This window comes from Salinicola halimionae, from assembly GCF_003206065.1.
Taxonomy (GTDB): domain Bacteria; phylum Pseudomonadota; class Gammaproteobacteria; order Pseudomonadales; family Halomonadaceae; genus Salinicola; species Salinicola halimionae.
The window spans coordinates 334063-353273 of record NZ_PZJQ01000004.1 but is presented as its reverse complement, the minus strand read 5'-3'; the positions used below and the strand labels follow the sequence as shown (position 1 = coordinate 353273).

10 protein-coding genes are annotated in these 19211 nt (G+C 61.0%); 5 read left to right on the top strand and 5 right to left on the bottom strand.

The window, feature by feature from the left end; genetic code table 11:
- Window positions 1–40 precede the first annotated feature (40 nt).
- From DOM27_RS07510 to DOM27_RS07500, 3 genes are all read left to right on the top strand, one after another.
- Window positions 41–1612, top strand: coding sequence for a BCCT family transporter (locus tag DOM27_RS07510; protein ID WP_110655426.1), 1572 nt, complete (start codon window positions 41–43; stop codon window positions 1610–1612).
- Window positions 1609–3633, top strand: coding sequence for a CocE/NonD family hydrolase (locus DOM27_RS07505; protein WP_110655425.1), 2025 nt, complete (start codon window positions 1609–1611; stop codon window positions 3631–3633). Before DOM27_RS07510 ends, DOM27_RS07505 begins: the two co-directional genes overlap by 4 nt.
- Window positions 3634–3760: 127 nt before the next feature.
- Complete coding sequence (locus DOM27_RS07500; protein ID WP_110656383.1) at window positions 3761–4666, top strand: LysR substrate-binding domain-containing protein; 906 nt, start codon at window positions 3761–3763, stop codon at window positions 4664–4666.
- A gap of 46 nt (window positions 4667–4712) precedes the next feature.
- Here DOM27_RS07500 and DOM27_RS07495 read toward each other — a convergent pair whose 3' ends face one another.
- Both DOM27_RS07495 and DOM27_RS07490 read right to left on the bottom strand, forming a co-directional pair.
- Window positions 4713–5042, bottom strand: a complete 330-nt coding sequence (locus DOM27_RS07495) for a DHCW motif cupin fold protein (RefSeq protein WP_110655424.1) — start codon at window positions 5040–5042, stop codon at window positions 4713–4715.
- 1399 nt (window positions 5043–6441) lie between these two features.
- A complete protein-coding gene (locus DOM27_RS07490) occupies window positions 6442–8670 on the bottom strand; it encodes a mechanosensitive ion channel family protein (RefSeq protein ID WP_245392633.1) in 2229 nt (742 codons plus the stop codon).
- Window positions 8671–9030: 360 nt separating this feature from the next.
- Between DOM27_RS07490 and DOM27_RS07485 the strand changes: the two genes are divergently transcribed.
- Entirely contained in the window at window positions 9031–9795 is a 765-nt protein-coding gene (locus DOM27_RS07485) for an SDR family NAD(P)-dependent oxidoreductase (RefSeq protein ID WP_110655422.1), read from the top strand.
- A 52-nt stretch (window positions 9796–9847) separates the two neighbouring features.
- Window positions 9848–11404, top strand: coding sequence for an alpha,alpha-trehalase TreF (treF, locus tag DOM27_RS07480; protein WP_110655421.1), 1557 nt, complete (start codon window positions 9848–9850; stop codon window positions 11402–11404).
- Here treF and glgB read toward each other — a convergent pair.
- From glgB to DOM27_RS07465, 3 genes are read right to left on the bottom strand one after another with little or no spacing between them, the layout of a single operon-like run.
- The gene (gene glgB / locus DOM27_RS07475; protein WP_110655420.1) at window positions 11375–13612 is read right to left on the bottom strand and encodes a 1,4-alpha-glucan branching protein GlgB; all 2238 of its coding nucleotides are present in this window, start codon (window positions 13610–13612) and stop codon (window positions 11375–11377) included. The two genes, treF and glgB, sit on opposite strands and share 30 nt — an antisense overlap.
- A complete protein-coding gene (gene treS / locus DOM27_RS07470; RefSeq protein WP_110655419.1) occupies window positions 13609–16974 on the bottom strand; it encodes a maltose alpha-D-glucosyltransferase in 3366 nt (1121 codons plus the stop codon). Before treS ends, glgB begins: the two co-directional genes overlap by 4 nt.
- Before the next feature lie 21 nt (window positions 16975–16995).
- Complete coding sequence (locus tag DOM27_RS07465) at window positions 16996–19029, bottom strand: alpha-1,4-glucan--maltose-1-phosphate maltosyltransferase (protein ID WP_245392632.1); 2034 nt, start codon at window positions 19027–19029, stop codon at window positions 16996–16998.
- Window positions 19030–19211: the final 182 nt, after the last annotated feature.

Here is a 19211-nt window from a genome sequence, read left to right as displayed (position 1 = left end):
GGCGCATCGGCGCCTACGATAACGATAACGGGAGACAGGTATGCAAACCTCGCTTCGGCCGCTGGTATTCTGGCCGACCTTTCTGATCCTGCAGGCCGCGGTGATCGCCAGCTATGTCGATCTGGATGCGTTTCTGGCCACCGCCAGCGCACTCAACGATGCCGTTCTGACCAATTTCTCTTGGCTATTCAGCCTTGGCAGCCTTTATCTGCTGATAATGGCGGTAATCGTCTATTTCTCACCGCTGGGTAATATTCGAATCGGCGGGCCGGAGGCCAAACCGCTGCTGTCACGGCTGCGCTGGTTCTCGATTACGCTGTGTACCACTCTAGCCGTCGGCGTACTGTTCTGGACTACCGCCGAGCCGCTCTACCACTACATGGGGCCACCCGCTTCCAGCGGCCTGGAGGCCGGTTCGAGCGATGCCATGCTGTTCGCCATGTCGACCATGTTCCTGCACTGGTCGTTCACGCCCTATGCCATCTATGCCGTCCCCGCGCTGATCTTCGCGCTCGCCTTTTATAACCTGCGCCTGCGCTTTTCTATCTCGAGTATGCTGGAGCCAATCTTCGGGGCCCGGGTAAGGCATTTCGGTGGCCTGATCGATGCTATCTCGCTCTATGCGCTGGTCGCCGGGATGGCTTCATCCCTTGGCACCGGCGCTTTGACGCTGGCCGGCGGCGCAGGCCAATATCTCGGCGGCGAAACCAGCCCGCTGCGGCTCGGCGTGATCATCGCCATCATCGTGGTGACTTTCGTGATTTCCGCCGCCAGCGGCCTGCAGAAGGGGATCGCCCGGCTATCCTCACTGAACGCCATTTTGCTGCTGATTCTCGGGGTCTTCATGTTCATCATCGGTCCGACGGTGTTCTGTCTGGCACTGGGCGTCGAGTCGTTTGGTGTCTATCTCGACCACTTCTTCACCAAGAGCCTGTTCACCGGCGCCGCGGGCAACGACCAGTGGCCGCAGTGGTGGTCGATCTTCTACTGGGCAGTGTGGTTCGCCTGGGCGCCGGTGGCGGCGCTGTTTCTGGGCAAGATCTCTTTGGGCTACACCGTGCGTGAATTTCTGCGCGTCAATCTGCTCTACCCGGCGCTATTTGCCAGCGTGTGGATCCTGATCTTCTCCGGTACGGCACTCTACTTTCAGTCACACCTCGATACGACCGGCGGTGCCGATCTCTATGCCGTTCTCAATGATCGCGGCGTGGAGAACGTGCTCTATGAACTCTTTCGTCAACTGCCGTTCTCGCAGGTGTGGATTCCGCTGCTGCTGTTCATCGCCTACATCTCATACGTCACTGCGGCGGATTCGCAAACCGACGCCATCGGCAACCTCTGCACCCGCGGTCTGACCGCCGACTCCGATCTCAACGCCGGGGTCCCGATGAAAGTGATCTGGGGCGTGATCGTCGGCGTAGTTTCGTGGGTCATGGTCAGTTTCGTGGGCATCGACGGCATCAAGATGCTCTCCAATCTCGGCGGGTTGCCCGCCATGCTGATCGTACTGCTGGCAACCGGGTCGCTGTGGGTCTGGCTCAAGCATCCCGAACGGCTCGATACCGCGCAGGCAGGAGCGACTCACTCAAGCGCAGCCAAGGATGACGCATGAAGATCAAACAGGACTTTCCGCAGCGAGTACGTGAAATCGAAAACCAGTGGATCGAACTATCCGATGGCACCCGGTTGGCCGCGCGAATCTGGCTGCCGACCGATGCCGAATCGAACCCAGTGCCGGCGATCCTCGAGTATCTGCCCTATCGCAAACGCGATGGCACGGCGGTGCGGGACGAGCTGACCCATCCCTATTTCGCCGGTCATGGCTATGCCTGCATCCGGGTGGATATGCGCGGCAACGGCGAGTCCGACGGCCTGATGGAAGACGAGTACGCGCCGCAGGAACAGGCCGACGCGCTGGAAGTGATCGACTGGATTGCGAAGCAACCCTGGTGCGATGGGAAGCTGGGGATGATGGGCATCTCCTGGGGCGGCTTCAACGGCCTGCAGGTTGCCGCGCTCAGACCCGCGCCGCTCAAGGCGATCATCACGCTCTGCTCCACCGATGACCGTTACGCCGACGATATCCACTACAAGGGCGGCAACATGCTGCTCGAGAACCTCGGCTGGGCCGCCACCATGCTGAGTTTCTCCGCCGCCGTGCCCGATCCGGCCCTGGTCGGCGAGCGCTGGCGCGAGATGTGGAAACACCGCCTCGACAACATGCCGCTGCTGGCCGAGACCTGGGTCGAACACCAGCATCGCGACGATTACTGGAAGCATGGCTCCATTGGCGAAAACTATGCCGATATCGAAGCCGCGGTTTACATGATCAGCGGCTGGGGAGATTCGTACATCGATACCATTCCCCGCATGATGGAGAACCTCTCCTGTCCGAAAAAAGCGCTGCTGGGGCCGTGGATGCACAAGTATCCGCACTTCGCGATCCCCGACCCGGCGATCGGCTTTCTGCAGGAAGCGCTGCGCTGGTGGGATCATTGGCTCAAGGGCATCGACACCGGCATCATGGCGGAGCCACCCTGCACCTTCTATTTGCAGGATGGCGTGCCGCCGGCGCCCAAGTATCTCGAACGACCAGGCCAATGGGTACGCATCCACGGCTGGCCTGCGCCAGCCGAAGAGATCGAGACCATCATGCTCAATCTTGGCGACCGTGGCCTGGAATCCGGCGGACGATTGAGCGCCGATCGGCTGATCGCCTCGCCGCTGACCACCGGCTCGCTGCAGGGCGAATACATTCCGTTGTGGTTTGGCGCCGACTTCCCGCCGGATCAGCGCCGTGACGACGGCCTGTCACTGACGTTCGACACCGTCCCTTACGCGGACGGCCTCGATATCCTCGGCCAGCCGACGCTGTCGGTGGCACTGGAAAGCAGCGAAGATTGCGGCCAACTGCACGTGCGTCTGTGCGACGTTGCGCCAAGCGGCGAAAGCGCGCTGATCACCTACGGCACCCTCAATCTCAATCTCCGTGACGACCCGGGCACGATCGCTCCTCCGATCCCCGGTGAACCGATGGATATTCGGCTGCCGCTGGATCTGATCGGCTATCGTCTGCCCAGGGGGCATCGCCTGCGCATTGCGCTCTCCAGTGCCAGTTTCCCGCTGGTCTGGTCACCCAGGAAGCGCGCCGATCTGACGCTCAAGGCTGGCAGCCCCACGCTGGAACTACCGCTATCCAAAGCCGGTTATATCCCAATGCCGTTCGAACCGCCGGAGAGCGCCACGCCATGCCGGATCGAGACGCTGCGCGCCGGCCAACCCAAACGCACGATCAGTGAAGACGTCGGCAACGGCGAAGTCACCGTTACCGTCGAAGACGACATGGGCGATGTTCGCTTCTCCGACCACGGTCTGCGCGTCGAACAACGCGCGAAAGAGGTCTATTCGAGCCATCCGACAGACGCCACCCGTACTCGCGCCGATATCGAGTGGGTCTATCGCGCCAGCCGCGACGCCGGTGAAGGCCAATTCGCGGTTGAAGTGACCAGCCGCTACCACTTGCACTGCGATGAAACGACTTTCTACCTGACCGCCGAGCAAATCGCTCACGAAGGAAAGACTGAGGTGAGTCGGAAAAACTGGGAGAGAGAGATTCCGCGTACGGCGATCTGACGCATCCCTTTCACATCGCCTCTGTCACATCGCCATGGCATTTCGCCCAGAAATGGTGAACGGAACCAGCGAACGGACCTCGCGTGTTATGCTCCGCAACCGTGATACCACGGTTGCGGATGCTGTCATGTCAACGCGCGATGCCCTGCCACCCCTCCCCTGCCTGCGCGCTTTCGAAGCGGCGGCCCGCCACGGCAGTTTTACCCAGGCAGGCAGCGAGCTCAGCCTGACCCAGAGCGCCGTCAGCCGCCAGATCAAGCGGCTCGAAGATGATCTCGGACGCCCCCTGTTCGAGCGCCATTACGATGGTCTGCGCCTGACACCGGCCGGTGAACATTACTTCCGTGTGGTGCAACGTCTGTTGCGCGAGCTGCGTGATGAAACTGCCCGCCTGCGCCGTCGTGGCGACGACCGTCAGCTGACGCTAGCCTCCAGCCCGACCATCGCCTCGATCTGGCTGGCACGCCAACTGCCCGACTTCCAGCGCGCCCACCCCGATATCGAGATCCGCATCCTCACCGTCGAAGATCCTCACCGCCTCGATCTGGCCGAATTCGATCTCGGCATCTACTATCACGTTCCCGGAGAAGTCGATCCGCCAGGATTGATCGCAAATGCCATCTTCGAGCAGGAAGATGTCGCCGCCGTGTGCAGCCCGGTCTATCTCGAGCGCCACGGCGGCATCACTAATCCTCAGGAACTGTTGGCGCGACATACGCTGATGGTGGTCGAGGATCACTACCACGACTGGCTCACCTGGGAGCTTTGGTATCGCGCACTCGGGCTCGACTGGCAGCCGCCGATTCACTCCCTTCGTGCCAACAGCTTTCAGCTGTTGATGAACGCGACACTCGCCGGCCAAGGCGTAACGCTTGGCTGGACTCGCCTGCTGGCCGCCGAGTTGGAACAAGGCAATCTGGTCTTCGCGATGCCAGAGACACTGCCCAGCCGCGGTCGCTTATCACTGCTGACGCCGCGGCATCGACATCTCACCGAACCGATGCGCGCGTTCCACGAGTGGGTGCTGGGCTGAGCGTCAAGCCAGCCCGCAGCAGTCAATAATCCACGTCCTAAAACGCTCAATCGACGATAAACAACTTTGCGCCCACTTCGGTCGACGAACGATGCGCTTCCGCCTGATCGGCAACCTGATAGCTCTGTCCCGGTGTCAGCCGAAAGACGCGTCCATCATCCAGCTCCGTGACCAGTTCGCCTTCAAGACACAGCAGAATATGGCCTTTCGAGCACCAGTGGTCCGCCAGATATCCCGCCGTGTATTCGACCATCCGCGCACGGATATCGCCAAAGTGTCGGGTTCGCCAAAACGCCTCGCCAGACTCTCCAGGATGCTCGGAGGGGGCGATCTCGGCCCAGTCGGTGGTGCCAAACGGGATATCGCTGAGTTGCATGGTATTTCCTCGGAAAGGAGGTAAATCAGGACCATGCCACACTGGAACGACGTCGTCTCGTGAACTGAGTGAAAAGTCCCGAGCTATTCGTCAGTTTGACCCGCATCGTAACGTGGAAAACTTTAAGGTAAATTACACAAACACCACAGTCTGGAACACGGATGACACATCACGCCGTCAAACAGCTAGCACGCCTAATATTGGAGCCTTGCGATCCTGCTAGGGGACAAATTCCTTCCGCGACGATCACAACCCAGTTTCAAGCGCTCTCCTCTCGGGAAAGCCGGCGGGTCGACTTGCTGGTCGCGCGAACCAAACGTATCCGATGCCTGCGTGCGCACCGTCGTCTGCCCTTTTTCTTGCGCCCATTCGTCGCCATGCGCTGGGGATGCTTCAATGCCTTTGGCCCTGAGTTCGCACCACTGGCATGGGTGATCCGCGCTTACGTCAGAGATGTACCGCAGTACACGCCTCGCAAGGCGGCAGAGCCTGCTCGGTTTACTGTCACAGAGGATGCACTGGCTTGATTCCATGTTTCCCTTAGACCAAAGCTTCGCTTAGCCCAATAACGAGATCCAATCAGGGAATTTAGCCGAGCATAGGGGAAGGCTAGCGCGAGCCGGGAACAGAAAGGAAGTGACAGGTACAACATACACGAAAGCCGGCAGCGCTAACGCTGCCGGCTTTCAGTCATCCCATCCCAACGGCGACTCTTGATCAGGCGCGATGACCGATGTCTGCCCGGTTAGGCTCACCCGCCCGATCAAGCGCTTCAGGCGGCGCCTTGTCGCTATTGCAAAGGCGAAGAGCCACGAAGAGGCCCAGGGCGACAAAACCGACGATGATACAACCCAAACTGAATAGACTCATTACGCACCCCACGTATCAAAATCATTATCTACCGGGCTGGACCGCAACGTTCTTGGATTCAACGTTTACAGACTCGATGTCCGCTATCCGGTTTTGTCGACGCCGCTGTGAATCGATCGGACGTCACTTTTGGTTCTGCGGTTCGGGTTTGGAGCGTCTTGACCAACGCTTGGTTTGTCAGCATTACGCTTCAAGAACACACAATAAATTTACAATTAGATTCACAAAAAAGCAATTAATACTTTTTGCTTACCTAATAACACAAATTATAAATTAACGACCTCTGATCGACCATTAGCGATTGGTGGGCCAGACCAATGGCTATAGGGATCCGCGAGAGGCGCGCCCTAGTGGTGCGACGCGCAAGCGATAACCGCTCGTAATGATGGCGCCAAACGGCAGTATGGCGAGACGGATGGCAAGGACAAACCTGATACCTCTCATGCTGACGCAAGCTGGATGGGTAGCGACCCGTGCTCCCGACTCCGATAATGCCTGGCCGTATAACCCGGATTTCTGTCTAACAGAATTACTGGGGGTCCGGTGCGCCCGGCGCCGTTATCGGCTCGGGAGAGTCTCCGCCGCCAGACGGCACCGGGGCCTTTTCCATCACCACGCTCATCCGCGGCATGGCCAGGTCCAGCCCATCCTGATCGAAGCGCTGCTTGAGACGCAGGTTGAATGCCCTCGCAACGTCCCACTGCATGATTGGCGCCGTGCGCATTCGTACCCGCAGGATCGCCGCACCGGCATCGAAACTCTCGATGCCCTGAACCTCTAGCGCCGACCAGATGTGGTGACGCATCATCGGGTCATTACGTAGACCGTCGGCGATTTCACGCACGATTTCGATGGCGTCATCGATCTTCATGTGATGCGCGATCCGAATCCGCAACAAGGCGATGCCGAACTCACGGGAATAGTTCTGAATCCCCTGGATCTGACTGAACGGGATGATGTGCACGATGCCGTCCAGATCCCGCAATTTTACGGTCCGAATGCTCAATGCCTCGACCGTTCCCATATGCGAGCCCAGGTTGACGAAGTCGTCGATCGCCAGAGAGTCCTCGATCAGAATGAACAGACCGGTGATGAGATCCTGAACCAGCGTCTGCGCGCCGAAACCCACCGCCAGGCCGATGACACCGGCACCCGCCAATAACGGCGTCACGTTCACGCCCAGGTTGGCCAGCGCGATGATCACAGCGATCACCGCGATGGTCACGAACACGGTATTGCGCAGCAGCGGCGTGATGGTCTGCGCGCGGGCGCTAGCGTTGACCCGCCGGCCATGACGACGACTGCTGCGCAGCAAAGCGTGCTTGATCGCGGTATCCGCCAGAATCCACACCAACCAGGCGATCAGGAACGTCACCCCCAGGCCGATCACGCCCTTGGCAATCTGCTGACTGATCCCCGCCGAGCTACCCACGGCCCATAGCGACGAGCCCCAGACCCGCATCGCCAGTTCGGCGAAGATCAGCCAGCTCACCAGATGCGCCAGCGTGAAGCCGAACCTCACCAGCCGCGACCAGTATTCGGAAGCCCGCTTCTCGCGGGCATTCTCGCTGCGTCGATGGATCAGCCCGGTGATGACCAACGTGGCGATCATTAGGCCCGCGGTCACTACCGCGCGGAAGAAAGCGCTGCGCGAATCTTCTGCCGACATGATCATTGCTATCAGCGAGACGCCGACCATGATCAGAATCGGGATATGCCAGATCCGACTGAACACGCGGATGAACTCGGTCGTCGCGGGTTGCTTCTGGCGTAGCGCGTAGGGACGGTTGCGAATCAAATGGCGGATAGGGCGCCGGAATACCTGTACAAAGGCACCCAGCAGCAGTGCGGCAAAACCATTGGCGATCACGGACAGAAACGTCGTCAGGCCCTCGCCGAGCGGTCCCACCAGAGCCTCGGCATGAGCGGCATCACCGAGAGCGACCAGTGCCCCCAGCGCGAAAAGCCAGCGAACCCCGTGTTGACGCAAAATGCGCAGCGCGGTGTGACGGTGGCCGCTCCCGAACAGGGAGAAGACGATTTCACAAACCGACGCGAACACGGCGCCGCATAGCGTCGCGTAGGCGGTTACCATGGCCAGCGCGACGCCGATGGACCCCGTCGCCACTTGGTGAACCGTGGTCAACGCCACGCTAAAGCCGATCCCCAGCGGCACCACACGCCGGACGATATGCCGCACCAGCATCCAGGTCGTGGGCTCGGAAGGCAGGTGCCATGGCAAACCCAGTTGCCTGACGGCCCAGCGCCACAATAAGGCGAGGATAACGGTGACACCGACCCATAATGCCGAGACCCACAGCAGGTCCAGCAGGATGCGCGGCCACTGTGCGTGGTTGCTCATCAACTCGGAGATGTCGTTACCCGCCTGGTCTGCGCGCCTGGACCAGTAGTGCACCGGGTTATCGAGCCCGTCCGTCTCCAGCGACGAAAAAGATTGGGCTAGAGCGCCCAACAGGCCACCAGAGCCACTCTTCTTCTTGGCATCCGCCGCCGTGGCGTCACGTAACTGCTTGAGATTATCCAGCAGCGCCTGACGCCGGTCGCCATCGTCGAGCGTGGCGATGATCTGATCGAGCGAAGCGCGCAGCTCTTGCGGCGAGGGCGACGGCACCGAGCTCGATTCGCCGGTATGGCTGCTGCCCATCAGCGAGGTCAACGACTGCGCCGAGGCAGGGACACTGATCGCCAATGTCAGCGCCAGCAACAGCATCCACCCCAACTTTCTCAATCCAATCACAGTGACTCCTGTCTGCATTCCTTCGTGCCATCGAGGGCGCGTGGCCGACATCATGCTATCCACGAGACACTAGAACAACGTTGCGATACTTTGGTCTAAGGACGAAGCTACCCTGTCTTCTGCAGATTCGCCTTGATGAACACGCTTCGAAACGGCGTTCAAGACATACGCTTTTCAAGCGAACGCGCAATGCAGATCGGTTTCATGCTAAGCCCAGTCTGAGTCCATCATCCCTACCAGGACGTATGTCTCATGACGTGATGCTCATCCGATGTGTTGTCGAAGGCGATGCGTTCTCCAAGGGAGAAGATCCCCGGGACCGGTTCACCGCCACCGAATCATCCACTCAAGGAGAGAGATATGCGCCTTTCCGGCAAAGTCGCTCTGGTTACCGGTAGTACGCAAGGCATTGGCCGTGCGATCGCCGAGCGTCTGGCCCAGGCCGGGGCCGATATCGTCGTCAGCGGTAGTCGCCCTTCCGATCGTGCCGAGGAAACGGCAGCGCTCGTACGAGCCCATGGACGGCGAGTCGCGATCGTTACCGGCGACATTGCCGATGTCGAGACCAATCGCCGCTTGATCCGGGAGAGCGTCGAAGTCATGGGGCGACTGGATATACTGGTCAACAACGCCGGTATCGAGATCGACTCCCCCTTCCTCGATGTCAGCGAAGACGACTACGACCAGGTCATGCAGACCAATCTGAAAGGCGTCTTCTTCACCACGCAGGCGTTCGTCAGCTATTTGCGCGATGAGGGCCGTGGCGGCCGAGTAATCAACATGAGCTCGGTCCACGAGGACCTGCCTTTCCCCGGATTCACCAGCTACTGCATGAGCAAGGGCGGCATGCGCATGCTGACGCGCAACCTGGCGATCGAACTCGCACCACTGGGCATTACCGTCAACAGCGTAGCGCCCGGGGCCATCAAGACACCGATCAACTCGGCACTCGACGACGATCCGGAAAAGCTGCGTCATCTGCTTGGCAATATCCCGCTCAATCGGCTGGGCCGGCCCGAGGACGTGGCCGGCGTGGTCGAGTTTCTGGCATCCGATGATGCCGCCTACATGACCGGCACCTCGCTGCCGGTAGACGGCGGTCTGCTCTGGCAGTATGAAGAATAACTCCAGTGCGGTCCTGTCACCGACCTACGCTCCGTTACGCAGGAAAACCGGCATGCTCGATAGTCCGCAGACGATGTCTGAAAGCGTCGAAATGCAAGAAGAAGCCGCGACGACGCCTCACGACTGCTACGGCGAACTGTTCGAGGCCGTTGCGCTCGCCCATATCTTCGAGGATTCCAAGACGTTCGCCGATTCCGTCCCCCGGCAACCACCCGCGCAGATCATGGAAGCCTACGCACAGCAGCGCCACCAGATCGGGTTCGATCTCGGTGCCTTCGTGGCTGACCATTTCTACAGTGATCTGGTCTCCTGCAAGGGCTACGAATCTCGGCCCGAGCACGACCTGGTCACTCACATCGACAATCTGTGGCCGGTGCTGACGCGCAACTCCCGCCGACACCCACGCGGCTCATCACTGCTGAAACTCCGTCACGACTACGTCGTGCCGGGCGGGCGATTTCGCGAGTACTACTATTGGGACTCCTATTTCACCATGCTGGGTCTGGCCGCCAGCGGCGAAAACGATCTGGTATGTGCCGTTACCGATAACTGCGCCGACTTGATCATGCGCTACGGTCATATGCCCAACGGTAACCGCAGCTACTATCTGAGTCGTTCTCAACCGCCGTTGTTTTCGATGATGGTCGAACTGACCGAGCGCCAGGGGTTACGCAAAGCCACCCACTACCTGCCCCAGCTGGAGCAGGAGTACGCGTTCTGGATGGCAGGAGAAAAAAACCTCGCGCCGGGAGAAAGCCATCGCCGCTGCGTTCGTCTCAGCGAAGAGCACTACCTGAATCGCCATTGGGACGACCGGGCGACGCCACGCGAGGAGTCGTTCCGGGAGGATACGGAGATCGCAAAGCGATGCAGCCGCCCCGCCGAGACGCTGTTTCGCGAGCTTCGCGCCGGCGCGGAAAGTGGTTGGGATTTCAGCGGACGCTGGCTGGACGACGTCACGGATTTGAGCACGATTCATACGACCGACTTCGTTACGCCGGAACTCAACGCGCTGCTGTTTCATCTCGAACAGACGTTGAGCCGTCTTAACGGGGCTGTGGGCGATGACGCCAAGGCCGCTGATTTTCGCCGTCGTGCCATCCGTCGACAGAAAGCGATAGACGCTTACCTCTGGAACGACGCCCGGGGTACCTACTACGACTACGATTTCGTGCATGACCAGCTCAGCGTCCACCTGACGGCCGCGTGTGTCGTGCCGCTGTTCGTCGGCGTCGCCTCCGAGGCGCAGGCGGAGCGGGTCGCCAATATCGTCGCCAATCGACTCGTGGCACCCGGAGGGCTCGTCAGCACGGAGATCACCGATAGCCAGCAGCAGTGGGATCATCCCAATGGCTGGGCGCCACTGCAGTGGATGGCGATAGAAGGTCTGCGAAACTACGGCTTTACCAAGCTGGCAAACGACATCGCCGACCGCTGGCTGGACCTGGTAGAAGATCTCTACCGGCGCGAGCACAAACTGGTAGAGAAGTACGTGCTCTACCCCGGTGCAGACTTCGCCCGCGGCGGTGAATATCCCCTGCAGGACGGATTCGGCTGGACTAATGGCGTGACGCGGGCGCTACTCGCCCAGCGCGCCGGGAGACAATAACACCACCCCCAACGGCGGCAGCGTCAGCGAAATACTGGCCATCTGCCCGTGCAGCGGCGTATCGAGCGCCTGGATCTGCCCCATATTGCCCACGTTCGATCCGCCGTAGCACTGTGCATCGCTATTGAAGATCTCTTCCCAACGTCCCATGACCGGCACGCCGAGTCGGTAGTCGTAGCGCGAAAGCGGGGTCATGTTCGCCACCACTAGCAGCGGCTCGCCAAGCGAGTTCCAGCGTAGCCAGGCGAATACGCTATTGGTGCTGTCGTCGCCGACCACCCAGGCGAAACCCTCCGGCTCGGTGTCACGCTGATGCAGTGGCGTCTCCCGCTGATAGAGCCGGTTGAGATCGCCGACCAGACGCTGGACCCCGGCATGATGGGCCTCGCCAAGCAGCGACCAGTCGAGTTCACGGTCGTGACTCCATTCGCGCCACTGACCGAACTCGCAGCCCATGAACAGCAGTTTCTTGCCGGGCTGAGTCCACATGATCGAGAGATAGGCACGCAGATTGGCGTACTGCTGCCACTCGTCGCCCGGCATCTTGCCGATCAGCGAACCCTTGCCGTGCACCACCTCGTCATGCGAGATCGGCAGCACGTACCTCTCGGAGAATGCGTAAACCATCGGAAAGGTCAACTCGTGGTGGGCATACGAGCGATAGACCGGATCCTTGGCGACGTACTCCAGGGTGTCGTGCATCCAACCCATGTTCCATTTATAGGCAAAGCCCAAGCCGCCTTCCGAGGTCGGCTGGGTGACACCCGGCCAGGCGGTGGACTCCTCGGCAATCACCGAAGCACCCGGCACCTCCTCGGCGACCACGTCATTCAGGTGGCGCAAAAACTCGATCGCCTCCAGATTCTCCTGCCCGCCGTACTGGTTGGGGATCCACTCCCCTTCCTTGCGCGAATAGTTGCGGTACAGCATCGACGCCACGGCATCGACGCGCAGCGCATCGACATGATAGTGACGTAGCCAATGCAGTGCCGAAGCCAGCATGAAGCCATGCACCTCGCGGCGCCCCAGATTGTAGATATAGGTGTCCCAGTCCTGATGGAAGCCCTCGAACGGGTGCTCGTACTCATAGAGCGCCGTGCCGTCGAAGCGCGCCAGGCCATGTGCATCGGTGGGAAAGTGCGCTGGCACCCAGTCGAGGATGACGCCCAGCCCGGCCTGGTGGCAGGTATCCACGAAGTAGGCGAAATCCTCGGGCTTGCCAAAGCGCCCGCTGGGCGCGAACTGACTCAGTGGCTGGTAGCCCCAGGAGCCGCCGAAGGGATGCTCCATGATCGGCAGTAGTTCGACATGGGTGAAGCCCATCTCGAGCACGTAGGGAATCAGATGCTCGGCCAGATCACGCCAGCTGTAGGTGATCCCGTCGTGTCCGCCATGCTTGCGCCACGAGGCAGCATGCACTTCGTAGGCGGAGATCGGGCGGTCGGGCGCCTGTCGCTCGCCGCGCTGAGCGATCCACTCGGCGTCATGCCAGGTGAAAGGCGCGGTGTCGGCAACCACCGATGACGTGTGAGGCGGCGTTTCGGTAGCCAGCGCTACCGGGTCGGCCTTGAGCGCAAGGGTGTCGTGCGCGTCGAGCAATTCGTACTTGTAGGATTCGCCCGGCCCCACCCGTGGGATGAATAGCTCCCAGACTCCGGCCGGATGGCGCAGACGCATCACATGGCGGCGTCCGTCCCAGGCGTTGAAATTGCCGACTACCGAAACACGTCGAGCATTCGGCGCCCAAACGGCGAAGCGCACCCCGGGCACCCCGTCGATTTCCATCGGCTGGGCACCCAGGCAATGCCCCAGGTTACGGTGATTGCCCTCGCCGAACAGGTACAGATCCGTCTCGCCAAGCAGCAGACCGAAGGAATAGGGATCCTCGGTTTCCTGCTCACCGCCCGACCAACGAATGCGCAGCGTGTAGGGCGCGACATGCGGCAAACGGCCCGCGAACAGTCCCGGGATCTGGATGCCGGTCAAGCTGCAGCGCCGTTCGCCGCTATCGCGGTCGAGCACGTCCACGCCCAGTGCGCCGGGCAGATAGACGCGCAACTGACGTGCTTCCGCGCCTTCCTCGCCACAGGCATGCACGCCAAGTATGGAAAACGGATTGCCGTGCGTGCCACGCGCCAGCGCTTCGGCGTCATCGGCAGACAACCAGAGGGCCTCGTCCTTGACGGAATTGACGTTCAGATCAGTCATATGCCCCTCTCATCTACAGTGGGTCTGATGGACAGTTGGTCGACGACGGCGACCAGCCCGCGCAGCGGCACGCCCAGCCAGGCGGGGCGATTGGCAGCTTCATAGGCGATCTCGTAGACCGTCTTTTCCAGCACGAACAGTTCCAGCGCGGCATCGGTACCTTGCGACGAGGCCCAGCGATGGGCAATGTCGGCGGTACTCTGCCAATAGGCGTCGAGGAAGGCTTGCCGACTGGCGATCAGATAGCGCTCGGCCACCTCGTGGGCCATTTCGGTGGCACTGTCGTCGCTTGGCTTGCCGACGGCAGCTTCGTCCATCTTGGCGCTGGCGTAGTCGAAGGAACGCAGCATACCGGCGACATCACGAAGCGGGCAGTCCTTGGCGCGCCGCTCTGCCAACGAGCGGGCGGGCTCGCCCTCGAAGTCGATGATGTAGGCGTCGTCATGGGCGACCAGCACCTGACCGAGATGCAGATCGCCATGGATGCGAGTCAGCAGACTGCCCTTGGCCTGCTGAGCCAATGGCTCGATGGAGGACAGCAAGGTATCTCGTTCGGCCAGCACCCGTTCAGCCAAAGCTTGGTCGGCTTCACTGGCATTACCTTTGTGATGTTCCAACAGATCGAGCGCCGTCTCGATCTGCTCGCGAACACGCTGCGACCAGACGGCCACATGCGTGTCGTCGGCCAGCTCCGGCGCGAAGTCGGGGTTCTCGCTGGAGGACGCCAACACCCGGTGCAGCTCGCCCAGACGTTGCCCCAGGGTCGTGGCAAACTCCTCGAGTTCGTCGAGGGCACTGTAGCCGCCCTCCTCGGCGCTGGTCTCGCTCTCCTGACCCACCTCGCGGATCGCCCGTTCGAGCGCGTTGTGCGTCCACGACCACGCGTCGCCCTGGTTGGCGATGAAGCCCTGCACCAGCATCAGGGTCTGCGACTCGCCCTCTTGATTGCGACGCGCCACTTCGCCGTACAAGGGCGGTACGTGTTGGAAGCCATGCTCGCTCAGGTAGCGGCCGATCTCGGCTTCGGGGTGCAGCCCCGGCTCCAGACGCCTGAACAGCTTGAGCACCACTTGATGACCGATGATCACCGAGCTGTTGGACTGTTCGACGTTGTTGTGAGCCACGTCGACATCCTCGGGCAACTCCAGTGCCTCCAATGCCGGGGTCGGCAGGAAGCAGATCTCGCCGTCTCCACAAGGCAGGCTGGCCCCGCTACGCAACAGGTCGAGAATGCGCAAAGCAAAAGCATCCAGACCCAGAGCGTCGGTCAGCAGCCCGACATCGCGGCCACGACGTACGCGTGCCAGGGCCAGTTGCTCTGCCATCGCGCCGCTACGGTCATCCTCGCCGAGAAAACCCAACGGCAACAGGTAGCGATCATGCCCCTGGGAATGCTCGACCTCGATTTCGCTGAGCAACATTGAATGCTGCTCATCCTCGATACGCACGGCATAAAGTAGGTTCACGTGGTTGATGCTCGCCTGCTTGGCGGCAAACCAGCGCCGCTTGGGCAGGTAATTGGGCAGCGCCTCTTTCTCCATCAGGGCTCGCGATGGCGCGTCGAGTATCTCTTCCAGTTGGCGTTTGATGATTAGCGTGACGAAGTCCGGCATCGCCTCGGGAGCCGGCACGTGCCACTCGGGCATGGCGGACTCGGGCGCGAGCAGGAACCAGTAGAAACCGTAGGGTGACAACGTCAACAGATAAGGCAGCTTGCCGACCGGCGGAAAAGCGCTACCGCCAACCATCTCCACCGGCACCTGACCGGCGAAGGCCGACAGATCGAGTTCCACCGCCTGGGCGTTGCGCGCCACGTTGGCCACGCACAGCAGCACCTCGGTCTCGCCATTGTCCAGCACCAGCTCGCGCAGATACGCCAGGATATGGCGGTTGGCAGGATACAGCGGGCGCATAGTACCGCGGCTGAACACCCGATGCTGGCTGCGCACCGTGAGCAGCCGGCGCATGCTGTTGAGCAACGAATGTGGATCGCGGGTCTGCGCCTCGACGTTGACCGATTGGAAACCGTAGAGCGGATCCATGACCGCCGGCAACACAAGCTTGGCCGGATCGGCCCGCGAAAAGCCACCATTGCGATCCATCGACCATTGCATCGGCGTGCGTACACCGTCGCGATCGCCCAGATAGATATTGTCACCCATGCCGATCTCGTCGCCGTAGTAGAGCACCGGCGTACCCGGCATCGACAGCAGCAGACTGTTGAGCAGTTCGACACGCCGCCTGTCGCGTTCGAGCAGGGGCGCCAGACGGCGGCGGATGCCCAGATTGATGCGCGCGCGGCGGTCGACGGCGTAGTGGTTCCAGAGATAGTCGCGCTCCTTGTCGGTGACCATCTCCAGGGTCAACTCGTCGTGGTTGCGCAGAAAGATCGCCCACTGACAGTTGGCGGGAATCTCGGGGGTCTGGCGCAGGATGTCGGTGATCGGAAAACGATCTTCCTGAGCCAGGGCCATGTACATGCGCGGCATCAACGGGAAGTGGAACGCCATGTGGCATTCGTCGCCGTCGCCGCTCTCATTGCCGCCAAAGTAGGGACTCGTGTCCTCCGGCCACTGGTTCGCCTCGGCCAGCAACATGCGGTCGGGATAGCGCTCGTCCAGAGCCGCACGGATTTTCTTGAGCACCACGTGAGTCTCATCGAGGTTCTCGTTGTTGGTGCCCTCGCGTTCGACCAGATAAGGGATTGCGTCCAGGCGCAATCCATCGACGCCCATGTCCAGCCAGTACGCCATGACCTTGAGCACTTCGTCGAGCACCTGCGGATTGTCGAAATTCAAATCCGGCTGGTGAGAATAGAATCGATGCCAGAAGTAGGCATTGGCCACCGGATCCCAGGTCCAGTTGGACGACTCGGTGTCGAGGAAAATGATCCGCGTGCCGGGATACTTCTGATCACTGTCCGACCACACGTAGAAATCGCGCTCGGGCGAGTCCGGCGGTGCACGACGGGCGCGCTGGAACCACTCATGCTGATCCGACGTGTGGTTGATGACCAGTTCGGTGATCACGCGCAGGCCACGTCGATGTGCCTCTTCGATGAAACGCTGGGCGTCCTCGAGAGTGCCGTAATCGGGGCTGACCCCGGTGTACTCGGCAATGTCGTAGCCGTCGTCGCGACGCGGCGAGGGATAGAACGGCAGGATCCAGATCGTGTTGACGCCCAGGCTGACGATGTAATCGAGCTTCTCGATCAGGCCCTGGAAATCGCCGATGCCATCGTCGTTGGCATCGAAGAACGACTTGACGTGCACCTGGTAAATAACGGCGTCCTTGTACCATAGCGGATCGTCGAGGAAATCGAGGGTCTCGACGGCGTGCGATTCGCTGCTGGCATCCATCATGGTGCCTTCCTCCTTGACTGATCAGCGCTCCGGATGGATGCGCCAGATGGCGAACGGCAAATGCCGCGGCTCCAGTCGCGTCGACTGCCACTTGCCATGCCATGTCCAGCGATGACCGGACATCAAATCTTCCACGCGCAGTGCCGCATCGTCGGGGAGTTCGAACTCCCACAGCGGCAATTCGAAGGGCCCCTCCTGGGCCTCGAACGGATCCAGATTGATCATTACCAGGATGAAGTTGCCCTGGTCATCGGTGCGCTTGCCGAAATAAAGCAGACGCTCGTTGTGAACGGGGTAGAAGGCAACTCCAAGGTGGGTCTGGAGTGCCGGGTTCTCGCGACGAATCCGGTTGAGCTGAGTAATTTCGTAGGTGATGTTGCCGGGTGAGGCATAGTCGCGAGGCCTGATCTCGTATTTCTCCGAGTCGAGATACTCTTCCTTGCCCGGCACCGGCTCGCCTTCGCACAGCTCGAAGCCGGAGTACATGCCCCAAAGCCCCGACCCCAAGGTCGCCAGCGCAGCACGGATCAGGAACCCGGGCCGGCCGGAGGACTGCAGGAAGTAGGGATTGATATCCGGCGTGTTGACGAAGAAATTGGGTCGATAGCACTCACGCATCGGCGATTCGTTGAGCTCGGTCAGGTACTCGGCCAGCTCGGCCTTGGTATTGCGCCAAGTGAAGTAGGTATAGCTCATATTGAAGCCGATCTTGCCCAGGCGCTTCATCATCGCCGGCCGGGTGAACGCCTCGGCGAAGAACAGGACATTCGGATCGCGCGAGCGGATGTCGGCGATCAGCCACTCCCAGAACGGCAGAGGCTTGGTGTGCGGGTTGTCGACGCGGAAGATCTTCACGCCCTCGTCGACCCAGCCCTGCACCACGTCGCGCAGCGTCAACCACAATGAGGGCAGAGAGTCCTCGGCATAGAAGTCGACGTTGACGATATCCTGATACTTCTTGGGCGGGTTCTCGGCGTAACGGATCGAGCCGTCCGGACGCCAGGAGAACCAGCCCGGATGTTGCTGGAGCCAAGGATGTTCCGGCGAGCACTGGATGGCAAAGTCCAGCGCGATTTCCAGGCCGTGCTGGGCCGCCGCATTGACCAGGTTGCGAAAGTCCTCACGAGTGCCGAGCTCGGAATGAATCGCCTCGTGGCCGCCCTCCGGGCTCCCGATGGCATAGGGGCTCCCGGGGTCGCCCGGGCCGGCCTGAAGCGTATTGTTGCGCCCCTTGCGGTGAGCGCGACCGATGGGGTGAATGGGCGGAAAGTAGAGTACGTCGAAGCCCATGTCGCGGATCATCGGCAACCGCCGGTGGACATCGTCGAAAGTACCGTGTCGGTTGGGATCGTCGGTTTCCGAACGCGGGAACAGCTCGTACCAGCTGGCAAATTGGGCGGCTCGACGCTCGACTTCGAGCGAATAGGCACACTCACTGCGCGTCAGATGCGGACGCGCGTCGGCGGCATGCATCTCCTGTGCGGTTCGAGTCTCGAGCATGACACCGACTCGCTCACCCTCACTCGCACAGGCCTGGAAACGCGCGAGTACGCTTTCCAGTGCTTCGCGATACTCCCCTTCCGAACGCTCGGCTGCCGCTGCCACTAGCCGCCGGCCCTCCTCGAGTTCGAGTTCCACGGGGACCCCGGCTTGGTGCTTCTTGAACAGTTCGTCGCGGTAGGTGCCGAACACGTCCCACCACGCTTCGATCGTGAAGGTGTGTCGGCCGACCCGATTCGGCGTGAAGGTCGCTTCCCAGATGTCCTTGCCCAGCGGTCGCACCAGATGCAGAGGCTCGTGCCGACATTGGCCCCGGTCGTCGCACCAGGCCACGGTGGCGGCCAGCACATCGTGACCATCGGCGAAAATCACCGCGGAAACGTTGACCGGCTCGCCGACAATGGTCTTGGCGGCGAAACGTCCCAGCTCGAGCGAGGGCTGAACGGATTCGATGGCAATGCGTGGCGCTTGCGTCGCCGCCAAGGCGCCGTCATCTCGCCGAGATGACGTAGCAGGCATTTCAGCGGTCAGATGCGGGGATGAACTCGTAGTCACTGGCGTCTCCTTCCATCCATGAGGTGGAGTTGCAGTCTGTCCAACGCTTGCCGCGCAAACCGTTCGCGCGGCATGCCGATTACGGCGCAGCAGAATCCTGAAAGCGTTTCAGCACCGCCAGCGAGCGTTCCATCAGGCGATGACCGTCGTCGAGAGCATCTCGGCAGACGCATGGCTCGTAC

What these genes read in the sequence shown, in the direction of transcription:
- DOM27_RS07510 (WP_110655426.1), top strand. Translation starts at nt 41, where the DNA reads ATGCAAACCTCGCTTCGGCCGCTGGTATTCTGGCCGACCTTTCTGATC.
- DOM27_RS07505 (WP_110655425.1), top strand. Translation starts at nt 1,609, where the DNA reads ATGAAGATCAAACAGGACTTTCCGCAGCGAGTACGTGAAATCGAAAAC.
- DOM27_RS07500 (WP_110656383.1), top strand. Translation starts at nt 3,761, where the DNA reads ATGTCAACGCGCGATGCCCTGCCACCCCTCCCCTGCCTGCGCGCTTTC.
- DOM27_RS07495 (WP_110655424.1), bottom strand. Translation starts at nt 5,042, where the DNA reads ATGCAACTCAGCGATATCCCGTTTGGCACCACCGACTGGGCCGAGATC.
- DOM27_RS07485 (WP_110655422.1), top strand. Translation starts at nt 9,031, where the DNA reads ATGCGCCTTTCCGGCAAAGTCGCTCTGGTTACCGGTAGTACGCAAGGC.
- treF (WP_110655421.1), top strand. Translation starts at nt 9,848, where the DNA reads ATGCTCGATAGTCCGCAGACGATGTCTGAAAGCGTCGAAATGCAAGAA.
- glgB (WP_110655420.1), bottom strand. Translation starts at nt 13,612, where the DNA reads ATGACTGATCTGAACGTCAATTCCGTCAAGGACGAGGCCCTCTGGTTG.
- treS (WP_110655419.1), bottom strand. Translation starts at nt 16,974, where the DNA reads ATGATGGATGCCAGCAGCGAATCGCACGCCGTCGAGACCCTCGATTTC.